Genomic DNA, 24,368 nt, shown 5'->3' with positions numbered 1-24,368 from the left:
GTCGTTCTCCGTGCTTACGCATGAGAAAAATCGGCCGCGTGCGCGAGCTCGGACGCGATCCGCGCATGCCAGGCCGCGCGCCGGCGCTGCCGGCTGTCCGCATCGATCGAGGGTTCGAAGACGGCGTCGGTGACGAGCGTCGCGCGGGCCGCATCGAGCGATTCCCACAGCAGCCCCGCCGCGCCCGCGAGAAACGCCGCGCCGCGCAGGCTCGCGCGATCGCCTTCGCGCATCCGCCGCACCGGCACGCCGCTCACGTCGGCCTGGATCTGCAGCAGCGTGTCGCTGCCCGCGAGGCCGCCGCCGACGATCAGCTCGGACACGCCGGCCCGCGCGACCGCCTCATTGGCCTCCATGCACGACGCGACCGAATGCGCGATGCCTTCGAGCACCGCATGGGCGACCTCGGCCTGCGTCGTCGCGATCGAGATGCCGGACAGCAGCGCACGCGCATTCGGCTCCATCCGCGGCACGCGCAGGCCGGTGAGCGCCGGCACGAAGGTCACGCCGCGCGCCGACCGCACGGTGCCCGCCAGCGCGCTGATCTGCGCGGGATCGTCGAACCAGCGCAGTTTTTCGCAGACCCAGCGCAACGCCGAGCCGGTCGTCGCGACGAAGGTTTCGAGCGAGTAATGCGACACGCCGCCGTGCCGCCGCGCGGTCATCGCCAGCGTGCCGTCGTGCGCGTGACCGGGTTGCGCATGCGATCCGGTGTCGGGGCGCGCCGTCCCCGTCAGCAGGTCGACGAAGCTGCCGGTGCCGTGCACGCACATCGCCTGGCCGCGTTCGACGCAGCCGAGGCCGACCGCGCCCGCGAACTGGTCGCCCGCGCACGCGAGGATCGGCACGTCGATGCCGAGCACGTCCTCGCGCGTGCGGCCGAACGCGTCGGCGTCCTCGCGCAGCGCGGGCAGCAGTTCGCGCGGAAAGCCGAGCGCGTCGAGCCACGGATCGAAATAGCGATGCTCGCCGAGCAGATACGCGCTGGCGGACGTCGCGTTGGTCGGCGTCGTCACGCACGTGCGTGCATCGGACAGATGCCACAGCAGCCACGTATCGATCGTGCCGAACGCGAGACAGCCGGCGCGATGCGCGTCGGCCACCGCGCGCGACGTGCGCAACTGGTGCACGGCCCACAGATACGGCGAGCGCACGCCCGCCGGCCGGCCGACCTGCGGCACCAGCACGCGGTCCCAGTCGGCCGCGAGCCGATCGAGCTCGGCGGCATGGCGCGTGTCCTGCCAGACCATCGCGGGCACGAGCGCCCGGCCGGTGCGCGTGTCCCACAGCACGGCCGTCGCACGCTGCGTCGCGAGCGCCAGCGCGACGATGCGCATACCCTGTTCATGCGCGTGTGCAAGCGTTGCGCGGCAGACGGCGAGCGTCTTGTCGAGGATCGCGTTCGCGTCCTGTTCGACGACGCCGGGCCGCGGGCTCTCGACCGACAGCGGCAGGTATTCCAGGCACGACACGTGTCCGCTCGCGTCGACGAGCGCGGCGCGCGTGCCGGACGTGCCTTCGTCGATCGCGAGAATGGCGTTTCGGGATTCGGTCATCGCTGCGTTTTCTCGAGGGCGGGTTTCAGGAAGGCCGACGGGGGGCGCGCGTCGTCGCCGAAGTGCGGCGCGTCGGGTTCGTTGTCGGGATTGACGGGGGTGCGGGTCGGGTCCCAGCGGATCGCGAAGCAGATCGCACTGGCCACGCACGGCACGATCGCGAGGATCAGGAACGTGTGTTCGAGGCCGTAACGCGCACGAAACAGCGGAAAGACCAGCAGGCCGAGCGCCGCACCGATCGAGCCGAGCGCACCGACGATGCCGTTCGCGCCCGCGCGCAGCTCGCCGCGAAACGACAGCGACGACAGGCTCTTGCCGTTCGCGCCGGGGCCGGCCGAGTGGAACAGGATGAACAGCGACGGCACGACGACCGACAGCCACAGCGGCATGCGTGCCTGGAACAGCCCGAGCGCGACCAGCATCGCGCAGACCGCTGCGAAACCGAATGCCGACGCGCGACGCAGGCCGACACGGCGCCCGACCGCCGACGACGAGAAGCCGCCGACGATCCCGAACAGGTTGAACACGAGCGCGCCGAGCGTCGCGTAGACGAAGTCCTTGCCGAACAGCGCCGCGCTGATCAGCGGCAGATACCAGCCGATCGCGAAGTATTCGATCGACTGGCCGATCTGCACGGTCGCGGCCAGGATCGTGCGCGGCAGGTAGACGCCGCGAAAGATCAGCAGCACGTTCGCGAGGCCGCGCGTCGCCGGATTGACGACCGGTGTACGTTCATGTGCGGGCGCGGCGACGAATGGCTGCCCGTAGACGCGCGTCATCGCGCGCGCCGCATCGTCGAGCCGCTCCTTCCGGGTGAGCCAGATCGGGCTTTCGACGAGGAACGCGCATTGCAGCGCGAGGATCGCGACGCCGAACACGGCAGTCGCCGCCACCGAGTAGCGCCAGATCGAATCGCCGACCTGCCATGCATGAAACAGCAGCGCGAGCAGCAGGTTCAGGCACACGGCCGTGTACCACATGCCCTGCCAGGTGTTGAGCCGGCTCTTCAGGCGGCCCGGCGTGAACTCCGCGAGCATCGCCATCGCGATCGCGAAGTCGATGCCGTACGCCATCCCGACGAAGAAGCGGCCCGCGAGAATCGTATTGAAATCCGGCGCGAACACCACCAGCAGCGCGCCGATCACCGACAGCAGCTTCGCGGCGATCAGCGGCCGCACGCGCCCCCAGCGGTCGGCCATCCAGCCGCCGATCGGGTTGAATGCGATCGCGACCCACGACGCGAACGACGTCATCCATGCGACCTGCGCGGCCGACAGATGCAATTCGCGCGTCATCGGCCCGAGGCCGGCACTCAATGCCGAGTTGGAAAATGCGTCGAGAAACAGCCCGCCGAGCGACAGCCACCAGACGAGTCCCGCCCTGCCCGCGATACCGGGGCGCGTGTCGAGAAAGGAGATGACGTCTTCAATGCCATGAAGCTTGACCGCGATCGTTTGCACAATCGGCCTCCGTATATTTGTTCTGTAAGAGGCTCGACATTGCAGATGCGATCGACGCATGGAGAGACCATCTTACAGATAGTCTCTTATCTAGATCTGCCTGCGCAATTTACGGCGGGCAGCGCGCCGGTGTCAAGCACGGTCGGTTGTGCGATGCAGCGAGCGGCACGTCGTCGCGCCGCTCAATCGTTGCGTACGCAACGTTATTTCCAGGCTGACCGCGCGCGGCAAGCCACACGTTCACCACGGCACCGTCCGCCCCAGATAGTCGAGGTATTCGAGCCCGGGCCGCGCCCGCTTCGCCAGCAGCACGTCGACGAGGCTCGGCACGCTTTCATCGATGGTCAGGCGTGCGTCGGACCCGCCGAGTTCGGTGCGGACCCAACCGGGCGCCATCAGCGCCAGCGCGCGGCGCGTATCGGCCTGACGCACGGCGAAGCTGCGCATGAACTGGTTCAGCGCGGCCTTGCTGCCGCGATACACCTCGCGCATCCCGCTGACGTTGTTGGCAACGCTGCCCTGCCCCGACGACATCGCGCCGATCAGCCCATCGTCGGTCACCCGATCCTGCAGCGTCTCGATCACGCGCATCGGCGCCAGCGCATTCGTGATCATCACGCGCACGAATTCGTCGGTCGTCACTTCGCCGATCGTTTCATTCGGATCGTTGGTCGTGCCCGCATTCACGAACAGCATGTCGAAGCGCCGGCCCGACAGGCGCTCGCGCAGCGCGGCCAGTTGCTCGGGCGCGCAGATGTCGAGCGTGCCGATCTCGAGCCGGCCGTCGAACCGGTCGGCCAGGTCGTGCAGCTTCGTGCGTCCCGATCCTTCGCGCACGGTACCCGTCACGTGCCAGCCCTTGTGCAGGAATGCCTCCGCCATCGCCAGCCCGAGGCCGCGCGACGCCGCAACGAGCAGGATCGCGGGAACGTTTCGTCGATTCGATTCGGTCGATTGCATGGTTTTTCGCCTTTGCCGTGTTTCGTCATGCACCCACTATAGGCGCGCACCACGACAGGCGCCAGACGCACCGAATGCAATCCATCATTGCATCCAACGCCTTGCCAAACTGCACAGTGGCGTATCCTGTCCGCATGGAAGACATCGACCTGAACCTCGTCACCGCACTCGACGTGCTGTTGTCGGAAGGCAGCGTGACCGGCGCCGCGCGCCGGCTGGGCCTGAGCACGTCGGCGATGAGCCGCACGCTCACGCGGCTGCGCATCGCCACCGGCGACCAACTGCTCGTGCGCGCCGGGCGCAAGCTCGTGCCGACGCCGCACGCAGCCGCATTGCGCGACCGCGTCCATGCCGTCGCGAGCGACGCGCGCGCCGTGCTCCGGCCGGCGACCGCCGACGTCGACCTCGCGACACTCACGGCCACGTTCACCATCCGGGCGGCCGCATCGTTCATGGAAATGCTGGCCGGCCCGGTCGTCGCCGCCCTGGCCGACGTCGCGCCGCACGTGCGTATCCGCTTCGTCCCGAAGCTCGACCGCGATCCGCAAGCGCTGCGCGACGGCACCGTCGACCTGGAAATCGGCAAGCGCGGCGACGACGCGCCCGAACTGCACACGCGGATGCTCTTTCACGACTGGCACGTCGCGGTGGCGCGCGCCGCGCATCCGCTGTTCGCGTCGGCCCGGATCACGCCCGCCCGCTATGCAGCCTGCCGGCACGTCATGGCGGCCCAGCTCGGCGATTTCGGCGGGCCGGCCGACGACTCGACCGGCGAGGCCGGCCCGGGCCCCGCCGTACACGTCGTCGTGCCGGGCTATCCAGACGCGATGCGTGTCGCGGCCAGCACCGACCTGATCGCGCTGGTGCCGCGCTCGAGCCTCGGCAACGCGTGCTCGCCCGGGCTCACCGAAGCCCTCGGGCTACGCAGTTTCGAGATCCCGGTCCGCCTGCCGGCGATCCTCGTGTCCGCGCTGTGGCATCCGCGCATGCACGGCGACCCCGTGCATCGCCGCCTGCGCGACACGGTCATCGCCGTCTGCCAGCGCGCGTATCCGGATTCCCGCCCGCCACGCGCAGCGGCGCGCGGCAAGGGAGCACGCGCCGCGTAGGCGGCCCGGCCAGGCGGCGCCGGCGGGCCCTTCGGCTAAAATGCCGCACTTTCCACCTTGTCCGGCCCGCTCGCCATGCAACCCGCCTCCTCCGCCCAAACCGCCTCCCACGGCGCCGACGCCGCAGAAGCGGCCCGCGACCTCGTCTACGGCCCGAACGACCGGCCGGCGCCGATGGTCGCCTTCGTTGCCGCCCTCCAGCACCTGCTGGCGATCATCGTGCCGATCGTCACGCCGGGCCTGCTGATCTGCCAGGCGCTCGGCGTGTCCAGCCGCGATACGACCCTGATCGTGTCGATGTCGCTGGTGATTTCCGGCATCGCCACCTTCGTCCAGTGCAGGCGCTTCGGCCCGCTCGGCGCCGGCCTGCTGATCGTCCAGGGCACCAGCTTCAACTTCGTCGGCCCGCTGATCGCCGGCGGCAGCCTGATGGTCAAGCAGGGCACGCCGGTCGAGACCGTGATGGCCGCGATCTTCGGCGTCGTGATCGCCGGGTCGTTCATCGAGATGGGCGTGTCGCGCATCCTGCCGTTCGTGAAGCGCCTGATCACGCCGCTCGTCACCGGCATCGTCGTGCTGCTGATCGGCCTCACGCTGATCAAGGTCGGCCTGATCAGCATGGGCGGCGGCTACGGCGCGATGGCCAAGGGCACGTTCGCGAGCGCCGAGAATCTCACGCTGTCGGGCCTCGTGCTCGGCACGATCATCCTGCTGAACCGCGTGCCGGTCGTCTGGGTGCGCAGCACCGCGCTCGTCATCGCACTTGTGATCGGCTATCTCGCGGCCGCGTTCCTCGGCCGCCTCGATTTCACCGGCATGCACCAGGCCGCGCTGTTCCAGGTGCCGACGCCGCTGCACTTCGGCATCGGCTTCTCGTGGGCGCTGTTCGTGCCGATGCTGATCATCTACCTCGTCACGTCGCTCGAAGCGATCGGTGACGTGACGGCCACCAGCAAGATCTCGAACGAGCCGGTCGAAGGGCCGGTGTGGATGCAGCGCATCAAGGGCGGCGTGCTCGTCAACGGCGCGAACTCGCTGCTGGCCGGCGTGTTCAATACGTTCCCGAGCTCGGTATTCGCGCAGAACAACGGCGTGATCCAGATCACCGGCGTCGCGAGCCGTCACGTCGGTATCTGGATCGCCGGGATGCTGGTGGTGCTCGGCCTGTTCCCGGTCGTCGCCGGCGTGCTGCAGGCGGTGCCGGAGCCCGTGCTCGGCGGTGCGGCGATGGTGATGTTCGGTGCAGTGGCCGCGTCGGGCATCAACATCCTCGCGGGCGTCCACCTCGACCGTCGCGCGCTGCTGATCATCGCGGTGTCGCTGGCGCTCGGCCTCGGCGTGTCGCAGGTGCCGGACATCCTGAACAGCCTGCCGCATGCACTGAAGAACGTGCTGGAATCGGGCGTGGCGACGGGCGGCATCTGCGCGCTCGTGATGAACTGGTTCCTGCCGGAAAAGAAGTAAAAGCAATCGCGGTGCGAACCGCACGACAACGTGGCGCGTGGGATGGGCCGCGTCGGTCGTCGTGCCAAACGGCATCAGGGGCCCGGCGCACGGCCCTGCCACCGGCCTTGTGCTTTGGGCGTGTCACGCAGCGTGCCGACCGCGCATCGGCGGCAATCAATCGTCAAACCCGGTCAGGCTGCCTTGGCCGATCGATTTGTGCTGGTTAGAATCACGGCATGCCCCCGATCCTCGCGCCCGACAACACCCCCGAAACGATTGCCGTTCCGATCAAGGAACGCGCGACCGTCGTCTGCTATCGCGACGGGCGCGTGTTGCTCGTCACGCGTGCGGCGTCGCGCTGGGCCCTTCCCGGCGGCACGATCAAGCGCGGGGAAACCCCGCTCGAAGCCGCGCATCGCGAGTTGTGCGAAGAAACCGGCATGACCGGCCAGCATCTGGTGTACTCGATGCAGTTCACCGGGCTCGCGAAGGTCCATCACGTGTTCTTCGCGGAAGTCGGGCCGGACCAGACGCCGCAAGCGAACAACGAGATCGAGAAATGCAAGTGGTTTCCGATCGACGGTGTCGACCGTCTGCGCACGAGTATTCCGACGAAGCGCATCGTCGAACTCGTCTACAACCACGAAATCCGCAAGACGTAGCGCATCCCGAGCCGTCGGCCGGCTCGAGTCGATCGTCGTGAATCAGCGGTGCGCGAACGCTCAGTACGAGCGCTTTCTTCGCAGTTCGTGCGTGGAATAGACGACGAGGAAGATGCCCAGCATCGTGACGCCGGACGCCATGAAGTCGTTTGCGCTTCCCGCGCCGCGCAGCGCCGCCGGGAAAATACCGAGACTCAATCCCGCGCCAGCAAGAAGCAATCCTGCTGCCACGCCCCAGATCGGTCCGGCGGTCTTGTCGGTTTTATGTTTCATACAGCACCCGTCTACAGTCCAGTCATGACCTGGCCGGCACTCGCAAACAGCACCGCGTCTACCGCCAGTCGTTCCACTATAGCCGGAAAATAATTCGCTGCGCCCCCGGGCATTTGCCGATCAAGTTTTACCGTTCACGACCGTCTGCCTCCGGCCCGCGTCCCGATCGTCGCGGCACGATCCGGCATCGAAGCCGCGCCGCGCGGCGGCGCTCGGGCAAGCCGGCCGAGGCCGCCGCGCGACTCCAGTCGATGCGGTGCCGGGCCGGCCGACCGCGGCGACCGACGCGTCAGAGAAACAGCAGCGCCTCGTTCAGCTCCGTCTCGCGGCGCGGCTGCCCGCGCCAGCCCATTCGAACGGGAACCGAATAGAGCCGTGGCGCGCCGAAGCGCGGCCAGAAATGGCACAGCCCCGGCGCGATCACCTGCACGACGGACAGGCCGAGGTCGGGCCGCGTCTTGTCGACGACGAGCACGTCCATGCCGGCCGCCGCGATGCGTCCGACGCCCTGCTCGATCGCCGCCGGCAGCGACGCGGCGCCGATCGGCGGCCACGTCGAGCGGGTCGTGCGGGGCAGATCGGCCGCCGGATACAGGAAGCCGGTGTCCGCGAGCTTGTCGCGATCCCACGGGTGCGGCGCGTCGGCCGCGACGTCGAGCAACTGGTTGACTTCGGTCAGCGCCCGCTGCACCGCGACGGCGCCGTCCGGATGACAGCCGAAGCCGATCGAGAAGCGCCCATCCTGCGGATTTTCCGCGAGCGCGGCCACGGTCGGCACGCCGAGATCGGCGGTGAGGTCGAGCGCCCACAAGCGCCATCCGAGCGTCGCGTATTCGCGCACGAGCGCATCGAAATACGGATCGTCGAAACTCGACAGTTCGATGCCGGGGCGCGCGATCCGGTTGTACCACCAGATCGCGACCGCATCGCGCTCGATCAATTCGAGCATGCCCTGCAGAATCGCCTCGTCGACGCTCGATCCCGCCGCGCAGCCGTTGGGGTTGTGCACGCAGGCGGCCGGCGCCCGCGCGCTGTCCAGCGTTTCCGCATAGCAGTAGCTCAGCGGCACGAGGTGGCGCCGGCCGGTCACGAGCGACCAGGCCGGCGTCCAGTCGATGACGTCGCGCGCGGTGAAGCGCGGCGGCACCTGTTTGCGAACATCGCGGGTCAGCGCGTTGATCGCGTCGCGCGCGTCGAATTGCCGTTCACTGAACTGCTGAAGGTCGTTCACATGGATCGGCGCGGCGTCGCAGGCGGGATCGGCGAGCAGGCTTTCGATGCTTCCCGTCAGCGTCGCCTCGTCCCCCTGGTACACGCTGCTGAATCGCTCGAGCGCCTCGCACAGCGCGCTCGCCCGGGCCTGCTCGTCCGTGCGGCCCTTGCCGGAGCAGATCCTGTCGAAGCGGTTGCTGCCCGGCACGGCCGCCGGGCACACGAGAAAGCCCGACGCGTAGACCTTGCGCAGGCCCGCGTGCCGCTTCGGCATCGGGTGCAGGTAAGCGATCGCGCCGCTGATCGGCGACACCAGATGGGCATGACGCGCGAACACCAGTTGCGGATCGGCGGTACGGTAGCCGCCGTCGGCACGCGCCAGCGGCGCACGATCCGCGAGACGCGGCGCGCGCGCCGCCTGTTCGCGCATCCACGCGGGATTGCCGCAGCACGGGCATTGCGGACGCTTCACCACGCGGTGCCGCTCGGCGGCCAGCGTATCGATGCGCTGCGCCACGATATGCCCCTGCGCCCGTTCCGATGCCGCGGGGTTGACCGTGATCTGCTCGACCGTTGCCGCCACGAGTGCCGCCGCGGCGGCGGCCGCGGCACGCGACGCCGCCTGCGGCAGACGCACCGCGTCACTGCCGTGATGGCGTGCGAGCAGTGCTTCGACGGGCCGGTTGACGCGAATCCAGTAGCGCACGCATTCGATGCACGGCGCGTCGGCGAGCGCGTCGTCACCGACCAGCAACGGCCCGATCAGCGTCTGCATGCCGCCCGTCGTCACGACCAGCAACGCCCCGCCGCGCGCCGCGACGCGGGCGGCGCACGCGGCGAGATCGTCGCGATCGTGCGTATCGGCGATCGCGACGGTCAGCCCGGCCTCCGTCACGACGTCGATGCCGGCCGCATCGAGCGCGCGCCTGAGCGCCGTATCGTCGGCACCGAACCGCTCGACCGCGACACGCAATTGCGCGACGTGCGCGCAGGCCGCGTCGCCGTCGAGCCCGGCACGCTCGAAGAAGCCGCGCGCCGCATCGTCGTCGTGCGGCTGGTCCGCACGCACGTACCCGCGCCGCACCAGTTGATCGAGACGCGCGAGCACGTCCCATTCGCCGAACGCACCGGCAAGCGACGTCACGATCTCCGCAATCGTCATCCGTGCCCGCAGGCACGCCGCGATCTGCACGAAGATCGCGCCGGACAGCATCACGCGCTTGAATTCGTCGACGACGAACAGGGTCTCGGGCCCGGCATCGAGCACCAGCAAATGCGGTTTGAAGCGCAACACGCGCGACAGGTCATCGAGCATCGTCGGGTTCCATACGGCGGGTAAACGAACGTCGCGCGGCCCCGGGGCCGCGCGACGGTGCAGGACGCGGACGCGCCGCGTCAGCAGCAGGTGAACAGGTAACTCGGCCCGGCGTCGCAGTAGGCCGCGAGCGCAACGGCCTCCTCGTCCAGGCTCACCGGCTGCTCCGGTATGCCGACCGTCATCACGTTGCGCGGCAGGTGCCAGCTCCCGCTGCCGTCGCCGTGGCGCTGCCAGCCATGATCGCCGTGCGTCTTGACGATCTCGACGTCGACGATCCACGGACACTGGTAACCGAAGTATTTCGCGAGCGTCTCCAGCGGTTTCTCCAGCAGCTCGCCCTTGAATTCCGGATTCCGCCACGAGAGCGCGATCGCGCGCAGATAGACCTTCTGGAACTCCAGCATCGATTCGAGCGTCGGATTCGCGTTGTTGTTTGCCATGTCGGTTTCCCCGCGGTCATTCGATGATGGTGATGTGGTTCGCGTTGTAGGCGGCCAGCGCCTGCGCGAATTGCGCTTCGTCCGCCGGTGCGGGCGGCAGGTACAGCGTGAGCTTGTTTCGCCGGCCGGCCGTCCAGTCGCCGTTGACGGTCGGCGTCCACTCGGACGATTTGGGCTGCACCTTCAGGTCGAGCCGGAACGGAAAGTGATAGTCGAAATGCTCGCGCAGCGCCTTGATCGGGTCGGCCTCGAGTTCGTCGAGAAACGGCGGCGAATGCCACGCCAGCGCGATTGCCCGGATGACGGTGGCGCGGTATTCGAGAAACTGCTCGTACGTCGGTAATCGAAGATCCTTGCTCATCTCTCTGTTCTCCTGATTGACGAATGGAACCACTTACGGCAACGACTGCAACAGCGTCCCGGCGAGCCGGGCGATGCGGCCCATGCCCGCCGTCGTTGCAACTTCGACCGCGCGCCGGCACGCGTCCAGCGCGGCCACGCCGCCGCACCGCGGGTCGGCCAGGCGCAAGTACTCGCACTTCTTCATCAGCAGTTGCGCTTCGTAATATCGCTCCCCGGTCGACTCGCACCAGGCAAGGCATGCTTCGATCCGGGCAAGCGCGGCGCCGTGCTCGCCGCGCGCGGCATCCAGCTCCGCCAGCAGCGACGCGTAGTAGGTCAGCCCGAGCAGTCCGCCCGACTGCCGCTGCGCATCGAGATGCTCGACGACACCCGCGCGATCCCCGTGCGCCCACGCGCGAATGATCGCCGCGTAGTGCTCGACCGCGCGCAGCCGGTGGATTTCCGACAGGCGCAGAATCGTTTCCGACAGCGCGAGCGCCGCGTCGCGATCGCCTGCAAGCTGGTACGTGCGCGCGAGGTACATCATCGTGACGCCGAGCGTCGGCAAATGGTCGAGGCAGGTCGCGCAGTACACCGCGTCGTGCGCCATCGCGAGCGCGGCCCGCGGATCCTCGTCCATGCACCAGCGCACGCTCGCGAGCGACGCCATCGTCCACGCACGCGTATCGAGCCCGAGGATGCGGCGATGGCTCGCGTCGCGCCGCACGTCGTAGCCCGCCAGCACCGCTTCGAACGCGGCGCGGGCGCGCGCATAGTGGCCGTCGACCCACAGGCTCATGCCGCGCATCGCGTCCGCCGCGACCTGAACGCCGGCATCGCCGCGCGCGGTCGCGAGCGCGTCGAGCCGCAAGCCGATCCCGCGCACGGTGGGACGGTCGCCCGCGACGTGGTAGTAGGTCGACAAGGTCCATAGCGCGCTGATCTCGAGCGCCGGGTCGCCGAGCGTCTGCACCTGCCGCAGCAGCTGCTCCGCATGCTCGCGCACCTGCGGGTCCGCCCAGCCGAACCGCGCCATCGTCGCGTGCGTCAACGTCGTGCGGATGCGCGCGCTGTCGTGTTCGCGTTGCGCGTAGTCGGCGTGGCCGAGCCATTCGAATACGGCTTGCCCGTAGCGGATCGCGTCGTCGTACCGCGCGCCCTCGAGCGCACGGCGCGCCGCGTCGATGCCATGCGCGATCGCGTCGGCCAGGGCGCCCGCGCGCGCGAAGTGCCCGGCGATACCGAACGTGTGCGCACCGGCGCCCCGATCGGCTTCCGCGATCAGCGCGCGGCCGACCCGCGCATGGTTGCCGCGCCGCATGGCGGGCGGCATCGATTCATAGGCGGCGTCGCGGATCAACGCGTGGCGGAACGCATAGAACACGCGATCGCGCCGATGCTGCGCGTACACGATCCGCTCCTCGAGCAGCAGCCGCAGATGCCCGTCGAGCGTGGTCCGATCGTGCGGCGACGCGTCGGCGAGCAGTTGCGCATCGACCTCGAGCCCGATGGTCGCGGCGAGCTGTGCGGTGTCGCGCGCGCCGTCGATCCGGTCGAACGCGAGACCGAGCATGCCGCCGAGACTGAGCGGCAGCGGAGAAGGATCCGCTGCCCGCAGCCCCGCGAGCGAACCGTCCGCGCCGCTCGTCGTCAGCTCGCGCGCGACGGCCTCGATGAACAGCGGGATGCCCGCCGTGCGACGGGCAAGCAGGTCGAGCCAGGCCGGATCCGGCGCGCCCCGCCCCAGGTACGCCGACATCAGGCGCTGCGCATCGTCGCGCGGCAGGCGGCGCAGCACCAGGCGCTCGGTCGCACCGCGCCAGCGCCCGAGCTTGTCGGGGCGCGACGTGAAGACGACGGCGAGCGCCGCCGCGCGCGGCGAGCGCTGCAGGTACGCGAGAAAATCCTCGGTCGAGCGGTCGATCCACTGGACGTCCTCGACGACGAGCAGCACCGGCGCACCGTTGCCGAGCGACGCGATCAATTGCTCGAGGACGTCGAACAGCGCGTGCCGTTCACGTGCGCTCGACCACAGGAACCCCTTCGCATCGCACGGCAGCCCCAGCCAGGTCGCGAGCGCGGCGCGGGCCACCGCATGGTCGCACTCGAGCGGTGCGATCATCGCGTCGATCGCGTCGAGTGCGCCGCCTGCCGGGCTGTCGGCGTCGATATGCCAATGCGCGCCGATGAACCGCAGGATCGGAAACAGCGCATGGTTCTCGCGTTCCGGCAGGCACCCGCAATGCGCGAACGCGTGGCCCTGGCTCCGCACGGCCCCGCACAGCTCGTGCACGAGGCGCGACTTGCCGATTCCCGCTTCGCCGACGACGAGCCGCGGCACGCCGTGCGGCGCAGGCTCGCCGCGCATCGCGCGACGATAGCGTGCGAGCGTCTCCTGCCAGTGGCGCAACAGCGCGTCGAGTTCGCGCGCGCGGCCGACCAGCGGCACCCGCACGCCGGTGTCGAGCGAATCGAACGGCGTATCGGCGCGCCGCTCGCCGAACAATTCATGAACCGGCTGCGGCAGGAGGCCCGCGTGCGGCAGTCGGAGCGCAGTCGGCCGATGGTCGGCATGCCGTTCGAGCGCGAGCCGCGCATCGTCGCTGATCAGGATCTGCCCGGGTCCGGCAAGCCTCAGCAATCGTGACGCCGCGGCGGGCGTCGATACGCCCGACATGTGCGATGCATGCGCGAGCACCTGCCCGACGTGAATCGCAGCGGCCACTTCGACGCGCCAGCCTTCGCCGCCGCCGCTGATGCCGCCGACCGTCGCCGGCACCGGCAGCCGCGCGCGCCCAGCCACCCGCACCATGTCGAGCGCCGCGCGCGCCGCGCGGCGGGCGGGCCGGTCGATGTCGCCCTGCAGCCCGAAATGGAACAGCAGCGTGTCGCCGAGCCGCCCGCCCGCGTGCGCGCCATAGCCGACGGCAATGTCGGCGCACTGGGTCAGCCATTGCTCCTGGTAGCCGTCGAGCAAGTCGCCATGATCCGTTCCCGCGTGGCGTTGCCTGCCCTCCCCGGCAATCGTCACGCAACAGCACAGCGTGGTGACCTGCCGGTACTCGCCGGCCGCCGCGATCGTGTCGCCACGCGGCGCGAACGGGTGCGGGCGCCGCTGCCGGCTGGCGCGGCTTGCGTCGAACTGGCCAACGAGCGCCGCGAAGTTCAGCGCGCGGAACTGCTCCGCCAGTTCGTCGGCCGACGCGGCGCGCTGCTCCGGATTCTTGTTCAGCGCGCGCCGCAGCACCGAGCCGAGCGGATGCGACGCGATCGACGGCGGGAGCGCGACATCCACCGGGCTGAGCTGCTGATAGAGAATCTCGGCCACGCTGGTGCCGTGCATGACGACATCGCCCGTCAGGCACTCGATCACGACGAGGCCCCATGCATAGAGGTCGCTTTTCGGCGTCGGCGGCGCGTTGCGCAATTGCTCGGGTGCGCAATAGGACGGCGAGCCGAGCACCTCGGTCGCCAGCGTCGCGGTCTGTCGCGCGATGTCTTCCGCGCCGGGCAGCAATGCGCCGATGCCGAAATCGAGGAGCTTCGCGTGCGGCCCGTCATCGGCCATCGCGATCACGATGTTCTGAGGTTTCAGGTCCCGATGCACGATGCCGCGCCGATGCGCGGCCGCCAGTGCGTCGAGCACTTCCGTCATCAGGCGCCCGGTGTCGACGGCCGACAGCGGCCCCTCCGCCGCGAGCCGGTCGCGCACGGTCCGGCCCTGCACCAGTTCGAATACCGCGAACAGCCGCCCGTCCGGCGCTTCCCCCTGGTCCAGCAGCGCCACGATGTTCGGATGCCGCAGCGCTTCGCACAGGCTCGTCTCGCGCCGAAAACGCGCACGCTGGCGGGCGCGCTCCGCGGCGGTCCGCGCGGCATCGTCGCGCATCAGCTTGATCGCGACCGCCTGCCCCGTTTCTCCGCAGGTCGCACGAAACACCACGCCGTTGCCGCCTTCGCCGAGCAGCGGGCCGAGCCGGTAGCGCCGCTTGCCGGCAAGCTCGGCGAACGGCGCGACGGGCCGCCGCGATTCGGACGCGCCCGGCACGACGGGCGCGCGGAGCACGGTCGGCAACACGGCCGGTTCTCCCGTCCTCACGAGTAATGGACGACCGGGCCCGACGCGGGACGAGGTGCGCCGATACGCAGCGCGCCCGGCACCGACTGGCATTCGAGATGCTCGCCGCGCATGATGCGGAACGGAAAATCGCCGAAGCGGACGCTGCCGCGCCGGCGCTCGACGAGCTGGCCCGCGTCGAGCCCCGGCAGCGATGCGAACTGGCTCCGCGCGCGATGAATCTGCACGTTGACATGAGACGCATCGATACCGAGCATGTGCGCCAGCCGGTCGAGGTCGATCCAGCCTTGCGAGGCGGCGTCGTAGCCGGCCTGCATGTCGGCCGAGCGGGCGCGCGCAAGCGTGACGAGGCTGTAGTGATGAGCCCGCTCGCCGAGGTCGACCACGCCGCCGCGCACGTGCAACAGCGTGCGCACGTGCTCTTCGTTACGGCTGACGAAGAATTCGAGCAGTTGCGCCGGGATGGCAGGATCGGCGGGCGCGGCGAGCATCATCGTCGAGCCGCAGCTCACGAGCGTCACGCGCCACGTGCACTCGCCGGTCGACACTTCGTCGCCGTCATGGAGCGCGCGCGGCGGCAACGTGTCGTCACACAGCCATTCGCCGGACGCAGACCGGACGATCGTGACCGGTTGTGCGGCACGGGCAGGCAGGCTCTGGCGCGGCGCAAGCACGATCGGCGGCGCGACGCCGCGGATCGGCCACAGCGTATCGGCCGGATCGTCGAGCACATCGACACGCCACGGCGCGATACCGGCCCGGCCGAACCGGATCACGTCGCCGGGTCGCAGCACCGCGTGCTCGCCGTCGCGCAACGGCACGCCCGATACCGACGTGCCGTTGCTGCTGTGATCGTGCAGTTCCCACAGCCCGCCGCTCCAGCGGATATGGGCATGGACCCGGGACACCGAGGCGTCCCGGATGACCGTGTCGCACCGCGCGGGATCGCGGCCGAACACGTGATATGCGCGCAGCAGGCACGCTTCTCCGGAAGCATCGTTCTTGAGTATCGCCATGACCGCCCCGTGTCGGAATCGCCCGGATCGATGGCGTGATGCATCGACGCTGCCGGGCAAGCGATTGATTCACCAATTGCGAACGATGTCGCCTGTTCGCCGCCTCGCCACCTTTTTTGTCATATTTCCGTCAAACCGTTGCTCATCCGGAGCGTGCCATTTACGTTAATTGAATTATCGACCGCGTCGTTTTTTGGCGCCGAGCAACGTGATGAAAATCCTGCCAAATAAAACCGCGCACAGCAACCGAAATAATCAGCCCGCGATTTCACATTGCAATGCTTTACATTTTCGACGGATTGCAGGGAAAACTTAAGGGTCGAATAGCTTGTCACGCGCGGTGCGAGGGTGCTGGCGGCCCACCCACTCGATGCCTGATACAGCGCCCGGATAGGCTGACAAGCCCGCTTCACCCTCAAGACGAGATAAAAATCAGTTTGATCGTTTCCGAAAATCGCACAATCCACAGCAGCGTTTTGATTGCAATAATCTTCACTTCTTCAATTATCAAGGCATATCGTTTCGACGCAAGAATCATCGCATCTGGATAATGCGATCCGGATAATTTTCCGCGCCGCATAATCGGGACATATCTCAACGCGCACGAAAGATACTCCTGCCTTCCAGATCCGGGCCTCGGCGATTCCCAGTCTTTACTTCGGGATACGAATCGGAAAAATTCTGCGGACCCGTCACGGCAGGGATGGATTTTCCTCGCTCGGGACACGCGACGCGTACCCCGTCTCGCCGTCACCGCTGGCTGCGCGAAGCTCGACGTACCGACGAGGAAAGCTCAAGACGAACGGATCAACGCGCGAAGCAGTCCGGTCACGTCGACGACCGGCGGCACGGCGCCGCTTCGAAAGGGATCAACGGGGGAATCGACCTCGGCACGGCAGCCTGCACGCCCGCACCCGGGATGACCGCGTCGTTCGCTCGCCGCGGCACTCGTCGTGTTCTCGCGGATGGCGCCTCGGCTCGGCGCGCGGCTCGTCGAAGCCAAGATCAATCCGCTGTTCGTGCTCGATGCCGGCCAAGGCGTGCGGGCGGCAGGCGGCGTCGCCGTAATCGCGTGACGCGGCGCCCAGCCGCTCGTTCGCGCGATGCGATTACTGTCGCACGAACGGCCGGCCGACCAGCGTCAGCTCGCGCCGTCCGCCGTATGTGCACACCGAGCCCGCTCGATACATGCACACAGCGCTTCGACGATTGCGTCGAGCGGTGTGCCCGGTCCGAAAGTCGCCGCGACGCCCTTCGCTTTCAGATGTCGCGCATCCGCGGCGGGAAAGATGCCGCCCAGCACCACCGGAATCTCGGCGCGATGCAATGCCAGTTCGTCGAGCAGCCCGTCGACGAGCTCGAGGTGAGCGCCCGACAACGACGAAATGCCGACGATATCGGCGCCATGCGCCTGCGCGGCTGCCGCCACGGATGCGGGTTGCTGAAAAAGCGGCAGGCGAAGGACGTCGAATCCGGCGTCCTCGAGCGCGGCAGCGACGACGGCCGCACCGCGGTCGTGTCCGTCCTGGCCGAGCTTGGCGATCACGATGCGCGGCCTGCGTCCCGCACGCTTCGCCAGCCGGTCGACGCGGCCCTTCGCCGCCCGCCATGCGGCATCGCCTCGCCGATGGTCGCCGTATACACCCTCCCCGTACGCTTGCACCGCCGCGGCATGCCGCGGCCATACCGATTCCAGCGCGCGCGTACACTCCCCGACGGTCGCACGTGCCCGCATGCAGTCGATCGCCAGTGCGAGCAGGTTTCCGGTGCCGTCGCACGCCGCGTCGGCCAGCCGCTGCAACGCCGTCGCCACCCGCGCCGGATCGCGCGCGGCCTTGACGGCTGCGATTCGGCGCGCCTGCCCGGCACGAACATGACGGCCGTCCGTCTCGCGCACCATGAACGCGTCCGTCGGATCGCTCGCGACGAAACGGTTCACGCCGACCACGGTCCGACGCCCGGAATCGACCTGCGCCTGCGTCGCGGCCGCGGCATGCAGCAAGCGCCGCTTGACCCAGCCGGACTCGATCGCGGCGATCACGCCGCCTTGCGCGTCGATCGCAGCCAGCTCAGCGCGCACGCGGGTTGCGATGCCGTCCGTCAGCGACTCCATCATGTACGAACCGGCCCACGGATCGACCGTGTCGCACAGTCCCGTTTCGTGCTGCAGAATCAGCTGCGTGTTGCGCGCGAGGCGCGCCGCCGCCGCGGAGGGCAGCGCAAGCGCTTCGTCGTACGCATTCGTGTGCAGCGACTGCGTGCCGCCGAACGCCGCGGCCATCGCCTGCGCCGTCACGCGAACGATGTTGTTTTCCGGCTCCTGTGCCGTCAGCGACCAGCCCGATGTCTGGCAATGCATGCGCAGTGCGCATGCCCGGGGCGAACGCGCGCCGCACGCGTGTGCGATCTCCGCCCACAGCAGGCGCGCCGCGCGCAGCTTGGCGATTTCCGTATAGAAATCGCTGCCGACGCCGAAGAAGAAGCTCAGACGGGCGCAGGCTTCATCCGCGGGCATGCCGCGTGCGGCCAGCGTGTCGACGTACGCCCGCGCGTTCGACAGCGTCAACGCGAGTTCGAGCACGGCATCGGCGCCGGCTTCCTGGAAGTGATATCCCGACACCGACAGTGCATTGAAGCGCGGCGCATGCCGCGCCAGCCACAACGCGACGTCGGCGGCGATCCGCATCGACGGCGCCGGCTCGAAGATCCACGTATTGCGGACCATATACTCCTTCAGGATGTCGTTCTGAATCGTCCCGCCGATCCGCTCGGGCGGCACGCCCTGCTCCTCGGCGGCCACGACGAATGCCGCCATGATCGGCAGGACCGCGCCATTCATCGTCATCGACACGGTCGTGCGGTCGAGCGCGATACCGTCGAACAGCCGCGCCATGTCCTCGACCGTATCGATCGCGACGCCGGCCACGCCGACATCGGCCCGCGCCTCGGCGCAATCCGAGTCGTAGCCGCGCTGCGTCGCCAGGTCGAATGCCACGGACAGTCCCTGCGCGCCCTGCTCGAGCGCCGTGCGAAGCGCGAGATTGGAATCCACTGCGTCCGCGTGCCCCGTGTATTGCCGGATCGTCCATGGACGATCGGTATACATCGACGCGTACGGCCCGCGTACATAGGGCCACGCGCCGGGCATGCCGTCGAGGTGTGCGACGGCTTCGAGATCGCGCGGCGTGTAGAGTGTCCGCAGCGGCACCGTGCGCGCGCCTCGATCGTTCCGCGCGACGTTCTCCACGTCGGCGCCCGGCGCCTTGATTGCCGCTTCGTTCATGCCCGACTCCAGCGCTTTTGCGTGATCACGTCGGCAATCTTCGTCCCGTCGCTGTCGCGCACGATTTCGCTCCAGTGCAGCAGGCTATCCGCATCGGGTCGGGCCCGCACGAAACGCACGGTCAACGCATCGCCGATGTCGAGATTGCCGTGGAAGTACAGTTGACGCGCCGCCAGCACCGGTGCGTGCGCGAAGCGGTAATGCTGCCATTCCGCGCGGTCGACGAATGCCTGGAAGCTGGCGAAGTACAGCAGGTCCGCACCATTGAAATCCATGTTCGGGCACGGCAGGAACGAGACGCTTGCGCCATCGTCCTCCGCGAGGCCGGCGAGCGCCGGCACGATCGACGCATCCCGCACCCGCAGCTTCTTCGCCCGTTCCGCCATCGACAGCGCGTCGGCCGGGACCGGTCCGGTGCGGCCGTCGACACCGGTCATTCGCGCCTTCACCACCGAGCGGTTACTGCCGGCGTGCTCGCGCGTCACGAACGTCGACATCATCCGCACGATACCGGCTTCGTCGTCGCCGTACCGGATCCGCTGTTCGCTGAAATGGCGAATCGGGCCGACCCGGTGAAGCGCGACATGAAGCGCGAACGTGTCGTTCTCGCGAATCGCGTGACGGCGGTTCATGTCGACGCGCACCGCAACGAACGACGCATAGGCACGCCGCCCCTCGTCGTCGAAGAATTCGGGGACGTCGCGGCCGCTATGCGCGGCCAGCGCGTCCCAGTGACGTTGCCCGCACTCCTTGAGCAACCAGTTTTCCGCGAGCCCCGTGTGCGCGAGTTGCGGCATGCCGGCCCGATAGCGATGGATGGCGGTATGCATCGGCGTCAGGCGGCCAGGCTGTCGGCCGAGCACCGCGCGGCCGTCATCTCGGTCTGGATCTGATCGACGATATGGGCGGCATCGCGCGCCACGCCGGAGAATCGCCCCGAACCCCACGTGTACAGCCAGGGCAGCCCGACGAAGTAGAGCCCCGGAACCGGCGTCACGCCGCGCCGGTGCGCGGGATAGCCGCGACCGTTGAAGACCGGCGCATCCAGCCAGCTGAAATCCGGGGTGAAGCCGATGCACCAGATGACCGATGCGATGCCGCTGGCCGCGAGATCGAGCGTCGCGCGCTCGCCGGCCGGACGCCACACGGGTTCGTAGCGCGTCGCAGGCGGCGCCGCGATCCCGTTCTTCTCGATATGGGCATCGATGCCGGCATTGATCCGGTTGTACGTATCGTCCGCGCTGTCGAGCTGCGTCGACAGATCCGCGGAGAATCGCAGCTGCCCGTTCGTGAAATCCTCCAGCCGGCCGTACAGTTCCATCCCTTCGACGGCAAAGCGGCGCAGATCGATGTCGCGCCCGCCGTCGCGGCCGGTCACATAGTGGTTGGTGTTGTCGCGCACGCCTTCGCGCAGCGGATGCGCATCGACCGGCATGTCGTAGTACTGCATGTCAGCCAGCCAGTCGACGACGTCCCTGCCCCGGTAGAAACGGGCACAGCGAGGTGCCTCGCCCACCGCGAGGAACACCTTTCGCCCGGCGAGGTGGAGGTCTTCCGCGATCTGCGCACCCGACTGTCCCGATCCGACCACGAGCACCGGCCCGTCCGGCAACGCAGCCGGATTCCGGTATTCCGACGACTGGATCTGCACGATCGTTGCCGGAAACCGCTCGGCCATCCGCGGCACGATCGGCCGATGGTAGCCGCCCGATGCAACGACGACCCGATCCGCCGTGTACGCGCCGCGCGACGTCGCGATGCGATAGCGTCCGTCCGCGTCGCGCGTCACACGTTCGACGGCGGTATGTTCCAGCACCGGTGCATCGACGCTGCGAATGAAGCCGTCGAGATACTCGACGATCTCGTCCTTCGTCATGAAGCCGTGCGGATCGGCGCCGCGATACGGATAGCCCGGCAGCGCACACTGCCAGTTCGGTGTCACGAGACAGAACGCGTCCCAGCGCTGCTTGCGCCACGTGTGCGTCACGGTCTCCTTTTCGAATACGAGATGACCGATACCTGCCTGCTTCAGGTAATAGCTGATCGACAGTCCTGCCTGCCCGCCGCCGATGACGGCTACGCCGAGATGGGCATCGATATCCGGGAGGCTGGATGAAACAACGGGTTCGCTTGACATGATGCACTCCTGAATGTTGGTTGAAGACGACAGTAGATTCTTGCGTGCCGGGCGCCCTAAACGAGCTCGATGACGGTCACGGTCGCATCGCCCTGCGGCGCAAATCGTTCCGCGTGCGCTTCGATCCGTGCCAGCTCGTCCATCGCGGCCGAGCACGCGAACCCGTATTTCTCGCGTACGCGATCGGACGCGATACCCAGTGCGCGCCGCGCTCGCTCGACGAAGTCGTCGAGCGCGTATTGCGTGTCCGGCGTGAAAAATTCCGACACCACGGTCGAAGGCGAATAGCAATGGGTTTCCGACTGGTCGGGCCAACGGACCCGAAAATGCATGACCGGCATGATGCCTCCTTACTCGGCGGACGATGCTCGCGCACGCTGCGCCAGCCTGTCCTGGTAGATGTCCAGATGTTTGCGCGCACTCGCTTCCCATGTGAAGCGGTTCAGCAGTGCGGGGACCGCATGGGCGAAATCGGGAGCACGCCGTCGCGAGAGCGCGTCGCGCAGCGCGTCGGCGATCGAATCCACATCGGCGGGATTGGCCCACACGCACGCGTGCTCGTCCAGATACTCGGTAAACGGTTCGATTTCGGACACGACGACGGGCTTTCCGCAAGCAAGCCCCTCGAGCACGACCAGACCGAATCCCTCGCGGATCGACACCATCGACACCACGTCGGCGCAGTGCATCAGCGCGACCAGCGCCGCATCGTCGAGCGGCCCCGTCGGCACGACGGGTTCGTCGAAACCGATCCCCAGCCCGAGCGCGGCGGCGCGCGCGACGAAGCGGCGCGCATAGGCGTCGTGATCGAGCAGGCTCGCGCCGCCGCCGATCACGAGCCGTGCGTCGGGCATCGTGCCGCGCAGCCGGGCGAACGCCTCGAGCAACGCGATCGAGTTTTTCCGCTGCTCGATCCCGCCGATCGCCAGGACAACCGGCGCGCCGTGCAGGCCGAACCGCTGCCGCACCGCCTGCATGTCCGCCTGGCCCACGCGAGCGAACCGGGTGACGTCCACGCCGTTGGGCACTACGCTTGCGTCGACGCCGAACGTCTTGTGCATCGCGGCCGCCCACGCAGCGCTCACGCACAGCACCTGGTCCGCCGCTCGCCACGCGCGTTCCTGCCAGCGTTCGAGTTGCGGATCGTCGAATACGTCGAGGTGATGCACGGTCCGTACGAATCCGTCTATTGCGCCTGACTGCCTCAGCTCGGCCAGCGCATTGCCCGTGATGCTGTCCTGTGCATGCAGAACGTCGAAGCCGCCCGCATCGTGCGCCAGCAATGCGTGCCTGATCGCGGCAATCCGCGCACGCACCATTTCCGCGACGCCGCGCGGATGGCCATCGACGCGCGCCAGCACGACGCGGCACGGGACATCGCGGAACATCGTCTCGCCCGGCGCGGCCGGCGCGAACACGGTGACGTCGCTTCCCGCTTCGTGCAGCGCACTGGCGAGTTCGAGTGCGTGCACGACACCGCCGCGCGGATTGACCGAGTGGGTCAGCAGCGCGATGCGCAACGTATCGCCGCTCATCGGACGCCTCCGCCGACGCCGGTCATGAACGGCTCGATCCGGAAATCCCACAGCACCGCCGTTTCGCCCGCCTCTTCGACGACGACCTCGCGCGTTGCGTCGATATCGCCGATCACGGCGCACGCGAGTCCGCGCGCCGCGAAGCGTTCCACGATCGCGTCGGCATGCGCGGGCCGCGCTGCCATCAGGAACCCGTAGCTCGGAAAGGCCGTCAGCCAGCGATCGAAGTCGACGCCGGGAGGACGCGGGATCGCGTCGAGCGCGATCCGCGCGCCGACGCGCGAGCATTCGACGAGCATCAGCGCCGTACCGAGCACGCCCGCCATCGAGATATCCTTCGCGGCATCGCACAGCCCGTCTTCAGCCAAAGTCGGCAGCATCTCGAGATCGCCGCGCAGCCGGGCCGGCGGCGCGCCGACCGACGCATTCCAGAACGGATACGGCTCCTCGAATGCGCCGCGCAGGTCGACCGCCATCATCAGGCGATCGCCCGGCCGCGCGCTGAAGCTCGACAGCAGCGCGCGCGCCCGGCCCAGGATCGATACGGCCAGTTGCCGCTGCGCGCTGCGCGTGTTGCTGTGGCCGCCGACGATCGGCACGCCATACGCCGACGCAGCCGCGGCCATCCCGGCAAGCACCGGCCGCGCGGCGTCGATTCCGTCGCTCCACAATGCGTCGACGACGGCGATCGGCCGCCCGCCCATCGCGTAGATGTCGCTGACGTTCGCCATCACGCCGCTGTACCCGGCGAACCACGGCATCGACTCGACGAAATCGCCGACCATGCCCTCGATCGCAAACAGCAGGTAGCCGTCCGCGTCGGGGATCGCCGCGCAGTCGTCACCGAGTGCCACCGCCTGTGCGAGATCCCGTTCGCCATTCGGCAATGCCGCCGCGAGCGACGCCACCACGCCGGAGATGTCGTGCTTGTGCTGGAAGCCGCGGCTTGCGCGCAGCGTGGCGATGCGATCCTCGACATTCATGGCCGCCCCTCCGACCGCAGGACGAAACCCTCGAACGGCGTGCCGCACGGCGGATAGTGTGCAAGCTGGGCCTGCATCAGTTGATGAGGACGTCCGAATAACGATTCTTCGCCGAGCGCATCCCAGTGAAGCCGACGAAACAGCGGCACGTTCTGCGATTGCACGTGTGCGACGAAGGTCCCGCAACCTTCGGCATGGGCGCTGCTGACGGCCAGTGCGATCAGCATCGAGCCGATCCTGCCCTGCCTGCGAAACGCCGGATGCACCGCGAGCCGCGAACCCATCCAGGTTCCGGGCACGGTTTCATGAATCCGCACCGTGCCGACCACCTGCTCCGGCAGCCCGGCGCAGCAACTGACCGCGACCAGCAATTGCGCGTGGCGATCGATATCGTCGCGATCGTCGCCGACGAAGATCCCTTGCTCGATGCAGAATACGGCCCGGCGCAGCTTGTGTGCTTCATCGATTTCCCACGGAAGCTCCGCCCATTTGATCCGGTATTCGGCAGGACGGTAGGTGTCGCGGCTGTCGGCCAGCCCCATCTCTACGCAGTACATG

At 68.3% G+C, this 24,368-nt stretch carries 19 protein-coding genes; 3 read left to right on the top strand and 16 right to left on the bottom strand.

All coding sequences use genetic code 11. The annotated features are described in order from the left end of the window. Positions 1-14: 14 nt before the first annotated feature. The 3 genes from HWX03_RS02850 to HWX03_RS02840 all read right to left on the bottom strand — a co-directional run bounded on the left by HWX03_RS02850 (position 15) and on the right by HWX03_RS02840 (position 3,976). On the bottom strand, positions 15-1,556 hold the full coding sequence (locus HWX03_RS02850) for an FGGY family carbohydrate kinase (RefSeq protein ID WP_175870154.1): 1,542 nt from the start codon (positions 1,554-1,556) through the stop codon (positions 15-17). Beyond that, positions 1,553-3,016, bottom strand: coding sequence for an MFS transporter (locus tag HWX03_RS02845; RefSeq protein WP_175870153.1), 1,464 nt, complete (start codon positions 3,014-3,016; stop codon positions 1,553-1,555). The genes HWX03_RS02850 and HWX03_RS02845 overlap by 4 nt, the downstream gene beginning before the upstream one ends. 240 nt (positions 3,017-3,256) lie before the next feature. Then, positions 3,257-3,976: an SDR family oxidoreductase gene (locus HWX03_RS02840; protein WP_175870152.1), complete on the bottom strand. Its 720-nt coding sequence runs from the start codon at positions 3,974-3,976 to the stop codon at positions 3,257-3,259. A gap of 134 nt (positions 3,977-4,110) precedes the next feature. Between HWX03_RS02840 and HWX03_RS02835 the strand changes: the two genes are divergently transcribed. The 3 genes from HWX03_RS02835 (at position 4,111) to HWX03_RS02825 (ending at position 7,193) form a co-directional block, all read left to right on the top strand. Further along, the gene (locus tag HWX03_RS02835) at positions 4,111-5,085 is read left to right on the top strand and encodes a LysR family transcriptional regulator (protein WP_175870151.1); all 975 of its coding nucleotides are present in this window, start codon (positions 4,111-4,113) and stop codon (positions 5,083-5,085) included. A 75-nt stretch (positions 5,086-5,160) separates the two neighbouring features. Next, a complete protein-coding gene (locus HWX03_RS02830) occupies positions 5,161-6,549 on the top strand; it encodes a nucleobase:cation symporter-2 family protein (protein ID WP_175870150.1) in 1,389 nt (462 codons plus the stop codon). A 218-nt stretch (positions 6,550-6,767) separates the two neighbouring features. Then, positions 6,768-7,193 (top strand): NUDIX hydrolase, encoded by a 426-nt coding sequence (locus tag HWX03_RS02825; RefSeq protein WP_175870149.1) that lies wholly within the window; start codon positions 6,768-6,770, stop codon positions 7,191-7,193. A gap of 60 nt (positions 7,194-7,253) precedes the next feature. Here the strand turns inward: HWX03_RS02825 and HWX03_RS02820 are convergent, their stop codons facing one another. The 13 genes from HWX03_RS02820 to HWX03_RS02760 all read right to left on the bottom strand — a co-directional run bounded on the left by HWX03_RS02820 (position 7,254) and on the right by HWX03_RS02760 (position 24,367). Then, positions 7,254-7,466, bottom strand: a complete 213-nt coding sequence (locus tag HWX03_RS02820) for a hypothetical protein (protein ID WP_175870148.1) — start codon at positions 7,464-7,466, stop codon at positions 7,254-7,256. A 289-nt stretch (positions 7,467-7,755) separates the two neighbouring features. Further along, positions 7,756-9,993 carry a TOMM precursor leader peptide-binding protein gene (locus HWX03_RS02815; RefSeq protein ID WP_175870147.1) on the bottom strand — a complete coding sequence of 746 codons (2,238 nt, stop codon included), beginning with the start codon at positions 9,991-9,993 and terminating at the stop codon, positions 7,756-7,758. A gap of 80 nt (positions 9,994-10,073) precedes the next feature. Next, positions 10,074-10,436: a BMA_0021/BMA_0022 family TOMM bacteriocin gene (locus HWX03_RS02810; protein WP_175870146.1), complete on the bottom strand. Its 363-nt coding sequence runs from the start codon at positions 10,434-10,436 to the stop codon at positions 10,074-10,076. Between the two features lie 16 nt (positions 10,437-10,452). Then, on the bottom strand, positions 10,453-10,797 hold the full coding sequence (locus HWX03_RS02805; RefSeq protein WP_174434338.1) for a BMA_0021/BMA_0022 family TOMM bacteriocin: 345 nt from the start codon (positions 10,795-10,797) through the stop codon (positions 10,453-10,455). Between the two features lie 33 nt (positions 10,798-10,830). After that, complete coding sequence (locus HWX03_RS02800) at positions 10,831-14,877, bottom strand: TOMM system kinase/cyclase fusion protein (protein WP_175870145.1); 4,047 nt, start codon at positions 14,875-14,877, stop codon at positions 10,831-10,833. Next, positions 14,874-15,872: an FHA domain-containing protein gene (locus HWX03_RS02795; RefSeq protein WP_175870144.1), complete on the bottom strand. Its 999-nt coding sequence runs from the start codon at positions 15,870-15,872 to the stop codon at positions 14,874-14,876. The genes HWX03_RS02800 and HWX03_RS02795 overlap by 4 nt, the downstream gene beginning before the upstream one ends. Before the next feature lie 1,141 nt (positions 15,873-17,013). Further along, entirely contained in the window at positions 17,014-19,155 is a 2,142-nt protein-coding gene (gene scpA, locus HWX03_RS02790; RefSeq protein ID WP_175870143.1) for a methylmalonyl-CoA mutase, read from the bottom strand. Further along, positions 19,152-19,985, bottom strand: coding sequence for a Pnap_2097 family protein (locus HWX03_RS02785; RefSeq protein WP_175870142.1), 834 nt, complete (start codon positions 19,983-19,985; stop codon positions 19,152-19,154). Before HWX03_RS02785 ends, scpA begins: the two co-directional genes overlap by 4 nt. 5 nt (positions 19,986-19,990) lie before the next feature. After that, complete coding sequence (locus HWX03_RS02780) at positions 19,991-21,292, bottom strand: MSMEG_0569 family flavin-dependent oxidoreductase (RefSeq protein ID WP_175870141.1); 1,302 nt, start codon at positions 21,290-21,292, stop codon at positions 19,991-19,993. 56 nt (positions 21,293-21,348) lie between these two features. Then, entirely contained in the window at positions 21,349-21,633 is a 285-nt protein-coding gene (locus HWX03_RS02775) for an MSMEG_0570 family nitrogen starvation response protein (protein WP_175870140.1), read from the bottom strand. 9 nt (positions 21,634-21,642) lie between these two features. Next, complete coding sequence (locus HWX03_RS02770; RefSeq protein ID WP_175870139.1) at positions 21,643-22,827, bottom strand: MSMEG_0565 family glycosyltransferase; 1,185 nt, start codon at positions 22,825-22,827, stop codon at positions 21,643-21,645. Beyond that, positions 22,824-23,810 carry a sll0787 family AIR synthase-like protein gene (locus HWX03_RS02765; protein WP_175870138.1) on the bottom strand — a complete coding sequence of 329 codons (987 nt, stop codon included), beginning with the start codon at positions 23,808-23,810 and terminating at the stop codon, positions 22,824-22,826. Before HWX03_RS02765 ends, HWX03_RS02770 begins: the two co-directional genes overlap by 4 nt. Further along, positions 23,807-24,367 carry an MSMEG_0567/Sll0786 family nitrogen starvation N-acetyltransferase gene (locus HWX03_RS02760; protein ID WP_175870509.1) on the bottom strand — a complete coding sequence of 187 codons (561 nt, stop codon included), beginning with the start codon at positions 24,365-24,367 and terminating at the stop codon, positions 23,807-23,809. The genes HWX03_RS02765 and HWX03_RS02760 overlap by 4 nt, the downstream gene beginning before the upstream one ends. Position 24,368: the final 1 nt, after the last annotated feature.

This window comes from Burkholderia sp. BCC0397, from assembly GCF_902832865.1.
GTDB lineage: Bacteria > Pseudomonadota > Gammaproteobacteria > Burkholderiales > Burkholderiaceae > Burkholderia.
Note: the sequence above shows the minus strand (reverse complement) of the source record. Positions and strands in the feature narration are given on the sequence as shown.